Source organism: Pseudocitrobacter sp. 2023LY-00077, assembly GCF_055796175.1.
In genome coordinates this window covers 1-18,253 of record NZ_JBSPEI010000027.1, presented here as the reverse complement: position 1 = coordinate 18,253, position 18,253 = coordinate 1, and the positions used below count along the sequence as shown (strand labels likewise).

The window sequence follows — 18,253 nt, the reverse complement described above, 5'->3', positions numbered from 1 at the left end:
ATTGTAGCCAGATTGGTGCAGTCGTTAGTTCGCATAACGATTGAAATGTCTTGCGGCCTTCACTGGGATTGTCGAACGTCCTGATAATTTTTCTTAGGACCTGATTCGAATGAAACGATTGATACTTACCGCAGTTGTTCTGTCATGTGCAACTTTGCTTCCACTATCCCGTCAGGCAAATGCCGATTCACTTGGCATCAATAAGGATTGTGCTAATCATCCGGTTAGCCAGTACGGCATGGATTCCATCACCAAGTCCAGTCTGTATAAAGCGGAATCAAAGAAAATAACTAAGGCCATGACGGCATTTTGCAATAAAGGAAAAACCATGGGCGATATGGGATTCGATGCTGCGACAAAACTATCGCATGTGGAATCTAAAAAATGGACAGATGCTAACCTGCCAGGCCAGAATGAAGAACAGATAGCATTTTCTGATGGTGTTGCCAGCCTACTCCACTTTGCTATGCTGAATGGGTTCTCTGGCTTTGACTACCCAAAACCACCAGAACAAAAGGAAGTGCCGCTAGCGGCAACTTCATTCAATCCAAATGAAATATGTGATTCCATGTCAGCTAAAGCAGCAGAATATTCAACCTCAAGACTTCCACCTCAAGTGCAGATTTCATTAGCCGAATGGAATCAGGTAAAGAACGAGTTTCAAATGGTGTGCCTTACAGGAATCATAGCTGGTAACCGTCGTCAGCCAGTTGATACACGAATTACGAGTGGAATGAATGATATCGGTAGAGATGTCTATTCTCAGGCGTACAATATTGGCTCCAGCTATCCAAAATTATCTGCTCATAAAAATGTAAGTGGCGTAGATGACCTACTTGGTGATTTATCATCAAGCAAAGGAAAAGTAGATTCAGAGGTTAATGAAAAATCCAGAGCAAATAGTGAAAGCAAACCAGCAATAGCGAAACCTTTATCACAAAAAGAAATAAAGGAAAGGCAAGAAATACAAAATTATAGCATGGAAATTCGTAATGCATTTGGCCAAATCAGGAGTGGCGCACCTGACTTAACAGGACAAAAGTGCTCTATTAAAGTATGGTTCTCTCAAAGTGGTAATGTGTTGTCAACAAAAGTAGAGTCCGGTGATAATGATGCATGCTCTTATGTTTTAAAGAGAACCCAAAAAATCAAGCTCAGTGCAATGAATGATAGTCAGTACAAAGTGTTTAGAAATACACCTATTGATTTTAGTTTTTAAAAACACTACTCATAAGATAAGTTTCTGATTTTTATTACTGATAGGAGTCTTCACTTTTGTGGGGATTCTTATTTCTTAATTCTGATTCTTTGTTAACTCAAGCCGTATGGCTCTCCTGCGGAGGGCTCAATATTGGACTAATATTAAAACACTAAGGTAAGAGACTAAGTAACCACGGAATACCGATTAAGATAATAGAGTAATAATAGGTATATATAAAACATTAACCCCGGCAAACCTTGCGGCGATGCTATCACGGATATTTAAATCTGTAAATATATTATATTTATTTTTTTATCTCTCCACCCTATCGGGTAATTCCGGCGCAGCACATCAGCATAATCTGATTCATATAACGCATCACGAGCCATTAAAGGGCTACAGCCAGTACAAAACCATGCTTTAGCCCTAAAACAGCCCATAATCGCCCCCACGCAACCTCTGGTCACAATTTATACCAATTTCATTTAACTGTATAAATGAACAGCGCCGTATATGCCGGAATCCTGCCATCAGACAGGCCCAGCACACCCTGCCCTGACCCGTATTTACAGTGCCTGTAGCGCATTCTGAGCGCACTGGTGCATGATAAGGCATGAATGCCACGCCCACTCAGTGACAGTCGCAGAGCGGCACTGGTAGAGTGCTACGATACCTGTCACATTGCATTGTCTGTATTATTTTTAATTTTTATTTTTTGAATGGATTCTTTAATTTAATTCCTGACCTCCACCCGGAGTGCTGGCCTGACAGAAGGTAAAGGGAAAAGTAGGACCCGACCCGATTCTTTTTCCCCTTTTCATTCGTCACCCAGGAAATGTCAGATGACTTACTTTCGAAATAAGAAATATCATCAGAACTACAGCCATAACACTTTGTTTCCAGGCGCTGTATTTACCACGAAGCATAATGGTGAATGCTCCATTCTTGGTCGTTCGGAAGACAAATCAAGGCGTGGATATTATGTTGTGGAATTTAAGGATAGTGGCATAGTTAAGGAGGCTTATGGTACGCATATTAAATCGGGTGCAGTTTCAGATGATGCCTTTCCGTCCTCAGAAGAGGAACGAATAACATTATTGATGAGGCCGCGTTATTATGATGTGGGATATATTGGAAATGGAAGACACTCCACTATTGAAAATGCCAGAAGTCACCAGAGAACAAGGTCATTCATTCTATGGCATAACATGCTGGCAAGGTGCTACATGACAGTTAAAGGGAAACAATATTTTAAAGGATATAAAGGTGTGACTGTTTGTGAAAGATGGCATAACTTTCAGTATTTCTGCGATGACCTTCCAAAACTTCATGGCTATACCCGATGGAAAATAAATCCCGGAGAATATGAGTTGGATAAAGACTATTCTCATCGAAGAATTTACTCCCCTGAGACTGTTTGCTTCATTACTATAGCTGAGAATGCAAAAGAAGCCGGGTTAAGACGCTCAGCGATGAAAATATCTGGCAAGAATTATCATGCAATAAATAAAGTTCGGGATGATATTATTTTTGATACCGAAGACATTCTTAATAAAAACAAAATTAATTATGAGGTAACGTTTAATGGAAACATGAGGATAATAATATCAGAAACGCCCTATGGTACGGTTACATTCTATCCGATTACCTGCAAAATTCAACGAAACACCTATATGACTGATGGTGATGCACTGACTTTTGTTCGCTACCTGAACTGGCTCAAACTTCAATGGGAAAGCAGAAATCCTTGCGTAGATTGCATTGCTGTAAGCTGGTGAGAATGCTATAAAATATCCACAAAATGAAGGGTGTATTGTTGCATCCATTTAATCACGTAGAGGGCGTATCTGTAATTCCAGAATTATTCGTAACCGCCTGATGGTTGCGTGCAGAAGGCTAAATGTCCGCACTTCGTGCAGCCATTTAACATGTTCAATACATTATGCGCACCAATGTTGTAGAGGCTAAATGCTAATGTCTATTTGTGGCTCATTGTATATGTCTAGACAACGACTCGCTTTTTCCTGATGAGGCGTTTCTATGGCTATACATGACGCCGGGATGTTCACTGTGAAAGAAATCAACCGCCTCAAAATCCTTCAGGATGTCATTGATCGCAATTTGCGCCCTGGCCAGGCAGCCGAAATGCTCGGTATCACGCCGCGTCATTGCAGCTGGTTGCTCAAGCGTTATCGCCAGTCTGGGCCGCTTGGCATGAACAACCAGAGTCGTGGCCGCACTGACAACCGTCTGTTGCCAAGGTCACTCACAGATCAGGCACTCAGTATAATCCGAGAGCATTATGTGATTTTGGCCCCACGCTGGCGCGGGAAAAGCTGGAGGAAGTTCACGGTCTGATTCTTGGCAAGGAAACCATCCGACGCCTCATGATAAAAACCGGACTCTGGATCCCCCGCAGACAACGCGCACCGAAAATTCATCAACCTCGTCACCGGCGGCCTTGTACTGGCGAGCTGATACAAATTGATGTCCGCGACCACCATTGGTTTGAAAACCGGGGTCGACCCTGTACTGCTTTGGTCTATGTTGACGATGCCACCAGTCGCCTCATGCACCTCCTGTTTGTGAAATCTGAGTCCACAAATAGGGGTTTAAAACTCTCACTATTATAAAATATTTGTTATTAGCCAATTATAGTATTTATCTACCCGGACATTGTGTCCCCATGAACATAGAGTGTCATCTCCACCGGAAATGATTCCTGCAAGAAGTGTTTGTCCGGTAGTTTCAATGAAGGCAGGGCCTCCTGAGTCACCATGACATGTACTACCACCCTGCCCGCTATTTATTCTTGAAAACGATATAGTATATTCATCATAGTCTGAAATTTTCCATTTACGTTCGCGCTGAGTACCAACATCTTGTGTTGTTACTGAACTGTACCCATACCCCACAAAGTTAAGATTAATTCCTTTATTTTTAATACTTCCCCAATCAGGTATACCAGCGTGCAATGTAGCCGGAATTACATTTCTAAGAATAACTTTTTCTTTCAAATAAATAACTGCGATATCATCGTTCATAGTTTCATTTTTCATTGAAAATCGACTGGGTGGATAATGGACATCAACAATAGTATATGTTGGAACATCCGATGTATATTGCTTACCGAAGGCAACCGCCATCTTCCCATTATTAATTAATTCCTTATTTATACAATGCGCAGCAGTTACGAGTGTTTCATATCCAATGAGTGTGGCTGTGCAAGTAACTAGCCCATTACTTAAAATCATTGCAACATTTTTATAGTCAGACGGTACACCATTAAGAATAAACGGATTAAAGTGCTTTTCAATTTCATTTGTTAAACCAAATTTTATGACTGGTGGCTTTGAAGTTAAATTAGCGTATGTTATATATGGGGTGAATATACAAATCTGAATCAGAAGGCATGTGTAATATTTCATTGGCAATATTCTCTAACTGTTAATAATTTATTTTTTACTCTCTGGGTGGCGGTACAATGTTAGAGTCGTCGTTCTTTTATTCAGGATGGTATCGGCTCTAACAATGTTTACCTATTCTGATTTTGACTCACCTTGTGCAACGATAATAACCGTATTAGCCGCACCCAGAGCCTCTGAGGAGCCAGAGTTATTTCCATACTGGAGCTTTTGTAATGCCCCGGAATCAGCAAATGTTGCTTCAAGTGTTTGCGTTCCAAAAAGGACAGCCTTTGGAATCGGCAATTGATACTCCAACCCCATCTGGCTTACTGTTGCTTTCCCATGCCATAATTCTTCATCACAAGACTCTCCTTTTTTAAGACCAATAATGACATCATAAATTGCAGGTTGACGAGCGGTAATTACCACGTCTCCTTTTTTCTCCAGATAGCCTACAGGAGGTTTAGCTGTCCCTCCCATTCTCCTGGTTCTGACACAAAGAGGTGGAACCTGAACAGAAAGCCGACGTGCATTAGGTAGACTTGTAGCATCAGGCTCTATTTCTTCATTAGTTGGAGACATGAAGTCTACAATTTTTTCATATGCTAATGTTATAGGTTTCCCTCCACCTATTTTTTTAATAAAGGCACATTTCCCTTGTGGTTGCAGGTGAGGCTCATTTGTAGAAAACGCTCCAAGTGTTGCTGCTACGGTTGCAGCCGCTTTGATAATTTTATCTCCTTGTCCTGTCTGTGTTCCGTTGATAGATTTTAATCGTCCATCATCATATAATTGAAATTCAATGTCAGAATCGGTAAAAACTCCATTTAAATTTGAGAGTTTTATCTCTTTCTGGCTATTTAAATCAGCAAAATATTCGGCAATTGGACTCACTGTTAAAATTGAATGAACTGTATTATTATCATCGCAGGAAACTGTTCTGGTTGCTTTAATAGTGTATTGTGTTTGTGTCTGATAATATCTGGCAGTTACATCAGGAATGGAACTACAACCACTCAAAATAATTAGCACGTTAACCAAGACCACATTACGGGCCGTATTTTTAATGTAAATATATTCTTTTAGAAAAGATATATTCATATTCACTCCAATGCATTGTAGTTGAGGAGGTATTTATTTTCTTTAAAGCTTGTCATTAACAATTCTTATTACATTATAATTTTAATGTCGAATAATGAGTTACCTCGATTCACACCACTTGTTACAACATAATTATTTACAGCTTTTTGTTAAACATCATTCATTCCTTTGTTTATTTATTAGTCGGCAAACCATGATTTAGTATTATTTAATTCCAGAGCGTTGGCACTTGATACTAAATATTTGTCATGGTAGCTGGAGCATTGAGCAAATCCCGGTGAATACGAGCTTGATAACGACTAGTGCTATCGAAGAGTTTACTCCCCAAAGGGCACCAAAGCTCCCCAGATAAAGCACCCTGTATCAATGCCTAACACAGCATGAAAGGTTTTCAGGCCACCTTCAACATTCCGTTCATTCCTCTATTTCCCGGCTTAACCGCCCATACAACCTAAGCACATTGGTCTGGATTGCCATCGCCACGTTCTCCGGAAAATCTGTCGGTAATGCAGCCGTCACGCTATCCAGTGCTGCGGGTATCTGCTCTGCAAACTCATACAGAATTTCACGCATCTGTACTTCCGGGAATTTCAGCGCTTTTGCTGTCGCCAAAAAATGTCGCGGATGAATTTTATCGATTGCCGTTTTTCTGCCTTTGGATGCATTAAGCCCCATGGCCAGTTTCAAATCGCTGATATGTATTCCCGTACCGCCAAGAACCGGAAATGCCGAAATGATGTCGTAAAATGGCGTTAGCCGATAACTGCCGCCAGCCTGAATAAAAACGGAGAAGTTTTTTGCATGGCCATCCGTTGCGCCAATCAACCACTGGAACACCTGAAACTTCATAAAATCATGGCGATCTTTCAGCGCCTCGCTGGACCCCATCAAAAAAGCCATGATTTGCGCGATACCTGGACCGCCGTCAGATTCGTATTTGACTGATGACGGTAAACCGAATGTCTGGCACATATCTTCCTGCGGCAAGCGGAGTAAAACTGACCGTTCAGCATTCCAGCGTCTGTCAAAGCGCTCGACCGCTAACGCACGCACCCTTCCCGCTTTTATGATTTCGGCGCTGGGAACATTCAACCCAACTTGTTTCGCCAGCAGTAGACAAAAATATTCATTATCAACGCTTTGGCTAAGATTGAGCGTCGCATTGGGCTGTCTGATTTCGCCAATCGGCAATTTGATAATGTGCGTCGTCGGCGTTATTCCCTTCGGAATACACCAGTCAGCGCCCATTCTGAGCAGCGCGGTTTTTTCCTGCGCGCCTGCGACGGAGATACGAAAGTCATTTTCTTCGTTAATCATGCCCAACGGGATATCTGATTTATAAGCCGACAACACCTCTTCAAGCTTTGCCTCACTTAATTTTTCCCATGTCATAACCGGATTTGTCACCGCTTCATCCGCCGGTAATAACGTCACGGCGCCCACGCTGTCTCGGCCAACTTCTGACAATAAATCAAAAGGTTGCTTTGATTTTGCGCGATAACGTTTAACAATCCTGTCGCGCACGATCGGGCTATCAGGTAACAAGTTATCGAAAAAATTAAATACCGCATCCGAGGTGATATTCCCCACCTGCAACGGTAGCGAAAGTGACAATGGCCTGGCATAACGATTGCCTAACCACTCCGGCGCATACTTAAACGTATGCGCACCGTTGGCCAGTTTCGTCAACTCACCGACCCGTTGATTGTTCATCCACGTTATGAGTTTAGGCATTACCACTCCAGATCCTGTTGGTCAGTAGATTCTGGCGCCGCGTCTTTTGTTTCGCATAGCGTCATTGAGAGTTCAAGTGACTGTAAAATCTTAAAAAATGTCGTCAATGTGGCGTTGTCAGGGTTATTTTCGAAATTGGAAATGGTTGCCTGCTTTATGCCGATTTTTTTCGCCAGCTCGCTCTGCGTCCAGCCATTTTGCTGACGAACCAGTTTCATTGCATTCGCTAATTGTGTTGGGCTGTAGATCATCGGGAAGCTCATCATGTCATTTGTCCACAGGAAAGTTATCCGCGCAAAGGGATATTTAGATTTTTATCCCTTCTTGGGGATAAAGTCAATCTGTAAACTCATTTTATCCGCTACACGGGATAATTGCGGTGATATCCGCGATCGCGGATAGAAGAGAAGAATTAAAAAACGGCGCTGATGCGCCGTTTGAGGTTAATCTTTAGTTTGAACCCAAAATGCGTGAATTAACCCCGGAATATACCCAAGAAGCGTGAGGATAATATTTAATATAAATGCCCAGCCGAAGCCTTTACCAATTAACACACCCAACGGCGGCAAAATGATCGTAATAACGATTCTCCAGAATCCCATATTAACTCCCTATTATCATCTTCATAGCACATGACTAAGCATAGCTGACTCTGCCGAGAATGCACTCTAAATCATCCAGTTACGCTGCGATGAGGACATAATTCAGAGTTTTCTACACTCGGCACATAAAACATAATATTAGGGAATGCTTAACAAGATATTAAAGCCGCATGCCGTTAACGACATGCGGCTTGTTAGGGTTACCAGCTGTATTTCACACCCAGCATGCCTTGCGTATCGCTATAACCTTTATCACCTAATTGCACACCGACATTCCCCCACAGGCTGAGGTTATTATTCATTTTCGCCTCAACCCCGGTACGCACTTCACCCAGATTACGCGCGCCATCGCGGCTTACGGTTTGCCCATCCATCTTCACGGCGTAGACTTTGCTGTTATAGATCCAGTTCGCTTCAATGTAAGGCTGGAACTCACGCTGTTTGCCATCGTCACGCTGGTGATGACTGTTCAGGTAGGTTTTCACCCCAAGTCGCGTTTGTACGTTTCCGTCGCCTTCCGTTTCAATGCGCGTGCCGTCGTTCCGGGTATGGTCAGAATCTTTCACACCCATCCAGGTGATTTGCGCCTGAGGTTGAATGTACCAGGTGTTGAGCGTCCCTTCGCTTCCACTAAACGTTCCCGCCTCAAAGGTATATCCCCCCTCAATAGATGCCGTCACGCCGCGAGAGTGATAGTCATCATCTGAACGATTATCGGAACTTACACTGTTATCAAACCAGTTATACAGGGCCCAGCTGTCAACATAAGCACCGGTCTTATCCGCATCGTTCTGATACCAGGTCGCGTACAGCCCAGCGCTGTAACCACTGATGCGCCCATCCGATTTATAACCCACACGATTACTTTGCGTATTACTGTGCTGATTGGCATAGCCTGCCATGACGCCGAGATGCCAGCGATCCTGCGCATTGCTGCTCCACTGCGCCAAATCGCCGCCTAACTGCAATACATAGCGGTTAGCCTGAGTTTTTAACTGGCCGTCTCCGGCGCTGGAACGTTCATGCCCCCCGACATGACGCATCCACATACTGGTTGCCGAATCCTGAGATCTCAGGGAATCGGTATACTGCGGTTCACCCAGACGATCGTGCAAGCGATGGCTGAACAGCGTATTTGCTGCGGCAATGTTGCTAATATAGCTCCCGGCTTCCGGGCGAACCACTGATGGTCCTTCCGGATCCACAACAGGTGGATTATCAATGGGGTCGGGAGTATCCGGTGGCGTCACGCCGTCCCATTTACTGGTCAGATACCAGTTTTTCGCGTCATTACCCTTCCCTTTAGCCAGCGTGTAGACGTAAGCCCCTGCTTCTACAGTTCCTGTGGTCAGCGCGAAGTTACCCGCAGAATTACCGTCAACTTCAACGAGTTCAATACCGTTTACCGTTTGTGCGCCAACGCCGCCAATGTTATCAACCCGAACACGCGTATTGCCCTGAGTATCGCCTTTCACGTTCATCTTATCCGTGGGGGAATTATCGCCACCCAGCGTCGTGTTGAATGTCATCAGGCCATTGTTGCCGGTATAGTTGCCGTTAACGGTCAGTATATTGCCCGGCTTTCCTCCTTCGCTGTTCATTTGAACCGTGCCGCCATTATCCAGGTTGCCGCCGATAGTGGTTTTCGCGACGCGCAGTGTCCCCCCGGACATAACGTTCACATCCCCTGCGGTGGTGACATTTCCCGACATGACACCGCTGTTATGGATATTGATATGCTGGCTTGCCATATCAATGGCAGAGCCGGAACCGAAAGCAATTTCACCCCCCACGATATCCGTCGTACCCTGATACGCTGCAGAATCGTTGTTGAGAGTTAAGATCCCGGTGCCCAGTTTTGTCACATCACCGCTGCCGGTAATGCTGTGCGTCATCGCCCAGCCACGTTCGGTGGCGATAGTGAGCAGACCGTTATTGATAACGGAAGCATCGCCCAGGTTTTTCTGCTCATTGACGCTCAACGCGCTGCCTGCGTCGATGTTGAATTGCCCCGCAAAGCGGCTATTATCGCCATCCAGTTCAACGTCAGTTTCGGCGGTTGCGCTCATGACGCCCTTGCCGCTCATGCTGTTACGCAGTTCGCCGATCACACTTTTCAGCGTTAACAGCCCGTCATTGGCAATATTTCCACTGCCCAATCCCTGCGCATTATCGAGGCTGACTTCCGCATTCGGGCTAATGCTGGTTAGGGCGTTGTAGCGCGCATTCACCCCTTCAATGGCCAGCGTTCCTCCTGTTACATTCAGGTTTCCGCCACCAGCCAGTTCACCCTGACTCATCCCGCCGTTATTCACTGTCAGAGAACCGTCTTTAAACAGCACGGTCGAGCCCATCTGCCCGGTGAATGTTCCCACCGTCTGCGACGATCCGTTAAGATCAACGATGGCCGCATTACTGATGTTGAGCTCGCGCGTATTGCCCAGCACGCCATCCGCGTCGGTACGCAGTGTCCCCATCTGAACAAATGTGGCACCCTGATAGTCGTTCTGACCATTGGAAAGTGAAACCTGTCGAACCGTATTGATCGCCAGATCCCCTCCACCACCGATTTTTGCCGACATGTCAGCCGTTGAACCATAGGCGCCGCCGTGTTCGGCTAACGTCAGCGTCTGCCCACCATAGATGTTCAGCGCCTTCAGGCCATAGTTCACGTACAAGCCGTCACCAGGTGCGGTTGTAAGGCGGAAACCATATTTACCATCGGCTACCACCGTACCGTTTTGCGCAATATGTAACGTTTTGTCCGCCGCCACCTCATCGCCCTGCAAATCACGTAACGTTAATGAGCCACCGGACCCAATAATGGTCTGCGCTTTTACCAGTTGCACGCCGACATGGCTATCATCCTGTTCCAGCAAATTGAGGGTTGTCAGCGGATTATTAGCCATCGGATCGTTCCATGGGTTAGGTACGTCGATAAGCACATCGCCCGTTCCGTTTACCTGATAAGTACGATCCTTCCAGGTATAATCACCCGCGCCGGCCACCAGCGTATCGACGCTGATATAGCCCTCTGCCAGTGTCGCGGCAGGAATATCCGTATCGAAAACGAGCGTGCCGCCGTTCATAGCCAGCCCTGCAATGGATTGCTCTCCCGTTTTAACCGATGTGGTATTTTCACTGTCAGACTGCAACATCGCGTGGGTAAGCGCCGCCGTGTTGTCACTTTCCAGAGTGAAAGTACTGTCTTTCACTTGCGCAACACCGGCGAATTCAGTTCCTGTCGCATGGGTAAAGCCAAACATGCTGTCGGAAGATGACAGCTGCACTCGCAACAAACCATCACCTTTGAGCGCATTGGTCAGCGTGTAATCTCCGGCGCTGTTCGTCGATGCGAGAATGTCGAGCGTACCCGGGCTGGCAATAGTCACCTCACTCGCCCCCAAGCCGGTTATACCGTCAGTCGTATGAGATGCAACCGTCAGAAGACCGCCGTTTACCAGCGTTTTACCGCTGTAGGTATTTCCCGCATTAAACACGGTATGGCCTGCGTCATGTATCACTTTTCCGTCTTTATCATCACCCGTAATCGGCATATCGACCTGGTAGCCGGCATCACTATTATTCGTATGATTAAAGACGAAGACCCCTTCACCCAGTCCAAGCTCTACTTTCGTCGCATTAGTGATATACCCGGCATCTGCCGCTGCCTCACCGTGAGCCGCGCCAATATTGAGCGTCCCTACGGCAGGTTCAAAGACACCTAAGTAAATTTCTCCCCCAGCGACATTTAGGGTGCCGTCATTCGTAAGCGTTAATGTTCCCTCCCCAGTCGCGCCTACCAGCATATTCAGGGTGTCAAGAAGGGAGTTTTGGCCATCAACAAGGACGTTTCCTTTACCTGTTTCATTGGAGCCAATCTGTGTATCACGGGTCTTAACCTCGCCGCCGGAGGTAATATTCAGTTCCCCGGTTCCTGAGACACCGACATGCAGCAATTGGCCATTACCTGCCTCGTTGAGGATATTCCAAAGGCTTCCCGTTGAAATATTGACGAGCCCTTTACCTGTGGTATTTGAACCAATAAAACCATATCCAGAAGACGTCAGTGTTGCACCATTACTGACGTTTACATTGCCATTACCAGAATTACCTACAATAAGACCCACACTCTTAAAGGACGAGGCCTCATCCATCAGATTCAGCGTGCCGGTACCACTTGCTTTATCACCCAAAACAGCAATATTTTCCGATACAAACTTACCGCCATCGCTAATATCGAGATTTCCGACGCCACTAACGCCAATGTTGGTATAGACAGTCTTATTGACCTGCCACAAGCCCCCCGTTGTGATGCTGACATTCCCGACCCCGGTTTCTCCATAGCCAAGTGAGCTACCACCATTGCTGACAACAAGCCCATCATTACTGATATCCATTTCCCCGTAGCCGCCATAACCGACATTGGTCCCGAGGTTAGTAATAACGGAGTTTTTATCCTTGACGCTAATGCTGCCTGTTCCTGTCTCTTGCATCCCGGCCGTGATAATACCTGAATCAACCTTACCTCCACTCGAGACATTAAGTTCACCGTCGCCAGCATCACCGACGTAGATATAGCGGAAGGCTTCGCCAGAACCGAGGAAATTCCAATGCCCCTTATCAGTCACATTGACGACGCCGCGGGAACCGGTAGTAACACCAAGTAATGCAAAATATCCGTTATTTAACAGGCCGCTATTGGAAATATTGATCGTGCCGTTACCGTAATATCCGTTATAGAGTCTGCTGAGCGTGATTGCAGAATCTGGATCCTGTACATTTAGGGTTCCGATACCGGTAGGATTGCCACCGAGATAAGTATCTCCAGCCGTAACTATGCCACCCTCACGAATAGTCGTTTCACCGGTCCCTTGATTGCCGATTTGGAAGTCAACTGAGAGATTATTATTTAGCATCTCCCACTGGCCCCCTTTTTCGACAACAACCTGGCCATTACTGCCCGCCTGGTAGCCTACAATGGCAACTTGTACACTATTGACGTAACCCTTATCCGTAATATTTAATGAGCCCGTACCGTAGCTTCCTACTTCGAATAGCTCCGTAGTGAGAACCGAGCCCTCTCCTTCAATATTAATCGTCCCAACGCCGCCAACCAGAGAACCTACCCTTAAATAGCCCCCATCAACGTGACCCGCCTTGCTGATATTAAGCGTACCTTTTCCTGATTGACCGATATTTAAAGGCCAGGCTCTATTTCCAGCATCATACAATCGCCAGATGCCACCCAAAACATTTACGGTACCCTCAGCCCCCACATTACCGCCAACGACGCTGGTTGTAATAGTGGTTAAGGAAAGATCACCGCCAGTCAAAATATTAAGCTCTCCAGTGCCATTCCACCCGATCTGATAGTAATCATAAGCACCAGCAGTATCGATAGTCACACTCTGGCCATTATCAACCGTCAGCGGAGCAGCCGACGCGGTACCGGCTAGCGCCAGCAACACGCTCAGCGCCAGGGTGCTGATTTTTGTGGTCACGGCTGGAGATTTACGTAGATTAACCGTCGATGTTTTGCCTACCCGGCGGGTTAATTCCGAGCAGACCTGAAAGACACGCAGAGTGCTATTCCATATCACGCGATAAATTCTGTTCATATAAACGCTCCATATACAAACAATACAGCCACGAAAGAGATGAATAGTAAGAGGTAAGAACTTATTGATTTATAAACAGTCTATATTGAGTGTCATCTGGCAGAAAAAAGCTGTCAACTCGCGGAAAAATATCAGAATAAGAGACTGAAAATTTAAAATGGCGTAAATCTTAATTAAATATTTATAGCGTAATGATTAAATCAGTGGCGGGTAAGAATATTACAACCGGAGATGAGATTAATGCAGATAAAAAATAACACGCATATAGCACTAATTGCTAAAAAAATAAAAAGACCGCAGTGCGGTCCATCAGGGCTGGTGAAACGTTATGGCGTAACCTTGCTCATTCCAGTGCTGTAACAGTTCTTGCTGCCGTCTGGTCGGTGTAAGGCCTGTCCAGACGAATAACGTTTGTCCAGGGAAAAGCTCAGGACGTGGTGATTCAAGCGGCTCTGCCAAAACGGAAATATGCCAGCCAGACTGAGAAAGTCGCCATGCTTCCAGCCAGAGTCGTACACGGTCATCAATTTCCCAACCGATCAGCAACGCCTCTTTCCCTGCTTTACGTCGACGTTCTGTCAGCGTGGAGGCGACATATTCAATCAGTACACCATCTAACATGCTGCACATAATACGTGCAGTATTGTGATCAAGACTGAGACGCTGGCGAACGGGCCCGTAAACGTGATCAATCAACGCATCAACCGGATGCTCACGCCCGGCGGCGACAATTTTTGCGCGCAGTTTGGACGGATTAGCGTAGCGCAATACGGACATCATCTCTTCCTGAAGATAGGTCCAGTCGTCATGCGTCATGGTACGGCTTTCTTCGAGAAGCGCTTTCACCTTCCCGACTGGAACGCCGCTTTTAATCCAGCGCTTGATTTCTTCCACGCGCTGAATGTCCTCTTCATCAAACTGGCGATGCCCCCCTTCACTGCGCTGGGGTTTAAGTAACCCGTAACGACGCTGCCATGCTCGCAGTGTTACCGGGTTAATTCCGCATCTTTCGGCCACGTCGCCGATACTGTAAAAAGCCATAACGCCTCGCAACTCAACCATTACATCCCTGGGTAATGTTCTGTACCGTCTGTATAACTTACCGTTTATTGTACAGCCTTTTTGACAGGGATGAGTATGAAAGTCGTTAACTTTTATTAAACAAACAATAAAAGAGGTGATTTATCAAGAGGAAAGACGGGAAATCAGGTGAGGCTTACCCTTCTGCGAGGCAAAAGGGTAAGAACGAAAAGGGAAAGTTGTACAGCCTTACAAAAAACCTTTCTTCTCAGGCCAGGCAATTGCCGGAGCGCCTTGCAAATAGGGTTTGGCAAACAGGTCGCCCTGGAAATGAGAAATACCCGCAGACTCGAGCCACATCCACTCTTCCGGTTTCTCCACGCCCAGCGCCGAAACCACGATTTCAAGTGACCGACAGCAGTTGATAATCGCCTGAACAATCGCCTGGCGCGGCCCACTTTTGTGAACATCGCGAATCAATTCGGCATTGATCTTTATACGGTCCGGCTGGAACTGTGCCAGCAGTTGAAGACCGGCGAACCCCGCGCCAAAGTTATCGATAGCGACACTAATTCCCGCAGACTTCAGCACTCTTACCGCAGCGGTAAACTCTTCTATGCCTGAGACGACCTCGTGCTCGGTAAATTCCACCACAACCTGTTCCGGCACGAGTCCGTTAATTTTAATCTCATGAAGCAGATAATCTACCGCACCCGGGATTTTCACCAGGGTCATCGGTAACAGATTGACCGAAACAATCTGCCCACGCAGATCGCGCTCGCGTACCATTTCGAAGGCAACCTTCTTGCTGGCGAGATCCACTTCATAGATTTCATCACCCTGCAAACCGGTGAAGTAGGCATCTGTCATTTCCCCTTGTGGGGTAAAAATCAGCGCCTCAAGGGCAATAATATCCTGGGCAAGCGGGTCAATGATCGGCTGTAACGCCAGTGTGTAGTGGGCTGCGGAAGAGGCTTTATAAGGACCTAAATCATCACTAACCTCTGTTACCACGAAATCCCAGGCATCCGCGGGAGGAATTTCAAAATAGTTGCCCTTCTCTGTCGATTCAACAAACGTGCGAAAGAACTGCAGCGCGCGATCGTTGTAAGTGAGTTGATACGGCGATGTGCCTTTATCCAGCACCGTTTGTAGAACCTCTTCACGAGCATGTTCACGCAGGTCAAAGAGCTCCATGCCTACGTTACCAAACCGCCGCGTAGGCCCATGATCGCAAAGAAGTTCTACCAGATTATAGTGGCGTGGGTCCTGCGCAATATCCTGATAAATTCGGCGGACTTGCTCATCCGGCCCCTCCAGTAACTGGAAGAAATGCGTGCCATTAAAAAGGAGTATCCCTGTGACATTTGCCTCAGCATTTTTAATGTTGGCTGCTGCTACCATACCCTCCAGCGCTTTAACTGGGACGTCGTGACACAAATGGCTGCGGTAAATAATCGTGGTAAGCATAGCGGTTCCGGAAAAGGAATTTTTCTCAACATTAGCAGATACGCGATGAAATAGCTTTCGATTTAATACATTGATTTAACATTACTTCCGATTAAAACCAACACTTCTGCCGTGTTCCTTTTTCAAGGTAAGTACGCCGTTGTCTCTTGTACAGATAATTCCTGGTGCGCTAGTCGTGTATAACATTTAACTAACTGATATATAACGAATAGCATTTATTGCTAAAAATTAATGCATCACTTGTACAGTATTTATGTACAATTTTTATGAGTTTGTTAACGCAAATCGATACACGATAACGTCATTAACAGGAGCGACACATGCAGCAGAACCGTCAATACACCGTGGATTCAGCCAGTGCCATTTCCAGCTACTTCGGTAAAGCTGCCCTTCCTACTCAACAGGAAACTCTGGGGCAGATCGTGGTCGAAATCCTCAGCGCGGGCAAAAACCTGAATCGTAAGTCTTTGTGTACAAAATTGCTTAACCGCCTGGAAAACGCTTCTGGCATGGAAGAAGAGAAGCACTACAACACACTGATTGGTTTGTTGTTTGAAAACCGTAATTCATAAGGGAGATTTTTGCTCAGCGCGGAATTCCGATAAATATTCAGCCTGAGACAACTTAATGCTGTCACCCTCTTTTGAGCTGCACGGCAGTAAGAGACAGTTGTTATGAATAGTAGTAATAAAAAACTTACAGACACTTTAATTGGTGAGGCTACCCTTACGCTCATTATAAATAAAAAGCCGGTTAATTCTCAGGCATTGTTAAATGAGCTGAATACGATGCGACGACGAGAAATAGATACCGAACGTCTAACGGCATTGCAATCTGCCATTAGCGATATTCAGAAATATAGAGAATCGAAAGAAGCGGATTCCGCTGGCCACAGAGGCGTTAAACACCGCACAGACGGTAGAAAGGAACTTTCGATGAATGAAATAAACAAGAATATTCATTGAAACATTTTCAATGACAAACACTCACGCAACCAACAGATGAGAACCGCTATGTTACAGCAATATGATTTCTACCAATCTATTCAGAATAAAGCATTGTCCGAACACTTCCTTAAGGCCGGTGATATGTTAGCTGATGAAGCAGAAATCCTCGGTGGCGCGGTTCGCCATCTGATGGCTGCTGGGGAAACCATCAACAACAAAAACATTATCGCTACGCTGATTCAATCTCTCGAATGCACGGATAACGTGGTTTCTGCCGACGTCATCCGTAAGACGCTGGAAATTGTGGTGGATCATACGCTCGATGATATCTGAATCATGAGCTGATGATGTGCTTTGTTTAAACAATTCTTTTTTAATGTGGAGTCATTATGAACGGTGAAGCGTGCCCTGTTAAACTGGAATTGGTCGATCTCTGGCTGGATGACAATTTCCTTGAATATGGTTTGCGTGAAGTACTTAAAGACGTCAGATTAGATCGCCAAAATATTCGCTACGTGATTTTTTCCGCAAGTCAGTATGCCAATGTAGCACGACATAATTACGATCTGCGCACGCATCGGTTTATTTTGCTGAGCGATGGTCAGCGATATAATTTCCTCGATTCTTTTTCCGTAAACCATATTTCATCAAAGACATCGGCCGAAGAAATTGTGAAATTCCTGACAAGCTTGCGTAAAAAGAATGAAGACCACTGCCATATTGAGCAAAAAGTTAAGCTCTCTGCACGAGAAACCACCCTGCTCGATCAGATGTCTGACGGCAAGAAGATTATCGAAATGGCGGAAAATCTTAACGTCCATATTAAGACGGTTTATCAGATGCGTACCAATCTTATTAAAAAATTGGGTTGTTCGGGCAACATCGATTTCATGCAAACATTGCGCACGGACGTGTTTAAAAGTTGGCTGACGGATCAGCGCGCGTAAGGACACGGTTATGCATCTCCACAGCACCGGGCAGAGGATTGACATTACCTTCCCGCCCGGTAAGCTGTATGCATAAGGGTCTTCCCTTGTTGTGGTGGCTGAAGGCATGATAATGGTGTATTTAATCGCCAGAGGTCACCGCCATGGACGAAAAGTCCCTCTACGCTCATATTCTCAACCTGTCCGATCCGTGGCAGGTAAAG

The 18,253-nt window shown here is 45.7% G+C and carries 14 protein-coding genes and 1 pseudogene; 7 read left to right on the top strand and 8 right to left on the bottom strand.

The annotated features are described in order from the left end of the window. Positions 1–109: 109 nt before the first annotated feature. The 3 genes and pseudogenes from ACWWFX_RS23165 to ACWWFX_RS23155 form a co-directional block, all read left to right on the top strand. Positions 110–1,219, top strand: a complete 1,110-nt coding sequence (locus ACWWFX_RS23165) for a cell envelope integrity TolA C-terminal domain-containing protein (RefSeq protein ID WP_333496926.1) — start codon at positions 110–112, stop codon at positions 1,217–1,219. Between the two features lie 824 nt (positions 1,220–2,043). Beyond that, entirely contained in the window at positions 2,044–2,979 is a 936-nt protein-coding gene (locus ACWWFX_RS23160) for a hypothetical protein (protein ID WP_473224871.1), read from the top strand. A 262-nt stretch (positions 2,980–3,241) separates the two neighbouring features. Next, positions 3,242–3,804, top strand: a pseudogene (locus ACWWFX_RS23155) (helix-turn-helix domain-containing protein); the annotation flags it as partial. Positions 3,805–3,828: 24 nt separating this feature from the next. On the opposite strand, the gene ACWWFX_RS23150 reads toward ACWWFX_RS23155, so the two are convergent. From ACWWFX_RS23150 to ACWWFX_RS23115, 8 genes are all read right to left on the bottom strand, one after another. Beyond that, positions 3,829–4,629, bottom strand: a complete 801-nt coding sequence (locus ACWWFX_RS23150; protein WP_473224870.1) for a trypsin-like serine protease — start codon at positions 4,627–4,629, stop codon at positions 3,829–3,831. 111 nt (positions 4,630–4,740) lie between these two features. After that, positions 4,741–5,709 carry a hypothetical protein gene (locus ACWWFX_RS23145; protein ID WP_473224869.1) on the bottom strand — a complete coding sequence of 323 codons (969 nt, stop codon included), beginning with the start codon at positions 5,707–5,709 and terminating at the stop codon, positions 4,741–4,743. A gap of 414 nt (positions 5,710–6,123) precedes the next feature. Further along, positions 6,124–7,443 carry a type II toxin-antitoxin system HipA family toxin gene (locus ACWWFX_RS23140; protein ID WP_473224868.1) on the bottom strand — a complete coding sequence of 440 codons (1,320 nt, stop codon included), beginning with the start codon at positions 7,441–7,443 and terminating at the stop codon, positions 6,124–6,126. Beyond that, positions 7,443–7,709 (bottom strand): type II toxin-antitoxin system antitoxin HipB, encoded by a 267-nt coding sequence (gene hipB, locus ACWWFX_RS23135; RefSeq protein WP_276224616.1) that lies wholly within the window; start codon positions 7,707–7,709, stop codon positions 7,443–7,445. The genes ACWWFX_RS23140 and hipB overlap by 1 nt, the downstream gene beginning before the upstream one ends. 177 nt (positions 7,710–7,886) lie before the next feature. Continuing rightward, on the bottom strand, positions 7,887–8,045 hold the full coding sequence (locus tag ACWWFX_RS23130; RefSeq protein ID WP_015964394.1) for a YqaE/Pmp3 family membrane protein: 159 nt from the start codon (positions 8,043–8,045) through the stop codon (positions 7,887–7,889). Positions 8,046–8,245: 200 nt separating this feature from the next. Continuing rightward, positions 8,246–13,666, bottom strand: coding sequence for an ECSE_1600 family autotransporter (locus tag ACWWFX_RS23125; protein WP_473224867.1), 5,421 nt, complete (start codon positions 13,664–13,666; stop codon positions 8,246–8,248). A gap of 309 nt (positions 13,667–13,975) precedes the next feature. Then, positions 13,976–14,707: a MerR family transcriptional regulator gene (locus ACWWFX_RS23120; protein WP_276224612.1), complete on the bottom strand. Its 732-nt coding sequence runs from the start codon at positions 14,705–14,707 to the stop codon at positions 13,976–13,978. Between the two features lie 228 nt (positions 14,708–14,935). After that, positions 14,936–16,156 (bottom strand): diguanylate phosphodiesterase, encoded by a 1,221-nt coding sequence (locus ACWWFX_RS23115; RefSeq protein ID WP_276224610.1) that lies wholly within the window; start codon positions 16,154–16,156, stop codon positions 14,936–14,938. Between the two features lie 320 nt (positions 16,157–16,476). On the opposite strand from ACWWFX_RS23115, the gene ycgZ reads away from it, so the two are divergent. From ycgZ to ACWWFX_RS23095, 4 genes are all read left to right on the top strand, one after another. Next, positions 16,477–16,728 carry a regulatory protein YcgZ gene (gene ycgZ, locus ACWWFX_RS23110; protein ID WP_276224608.1) on the top strand — a complete coding sequence of 84 codons (252 nt, stop codon included), beginning with the start codon at positions 16,477–16,479 and terminating at the stop codon, positions 16,726–16,728. A 102-nt stretch (positions 16,729–16,830) separates the two neighbouring features. Beyond that, positions 16,831–17,121, top strand: a complete 291-nt coding sequence (locus ACWWFX_RS23105; RefSeq protein ID WP_473224866.1) for a hypothetical protein — start codon at positions 16,831–16,833, stop codon at positions 17,119–17,121. Positions 17,122–17,169: 48 nt separating this feature from the next. Beyond that, entirely contained in the window at positions 17,170–17,436 is a 267-nt protein-coding gene (locus tag ACWWFX_RS23100) for a biofilm development regulator YmgB/AriR family protein (protein WP_276224603.1), read from the top strand. Between the two features lie 56 nt (positions 17,437–17,492). Then, positions 17,493–18,050 (top strand): helix-turn-helix transcriptional regulator, encoded by a 558-nt coding sequence (locus ACWWFX_RS23095; RefSeq protein ID WP_473224865.1) that lies wholly within the window; start codon positions 17,493–17,495, stop codon positions 18,048–18,050. The last annotated feature ends 203 nt before the right edge of the window (positions 18,051–18,253 follow it).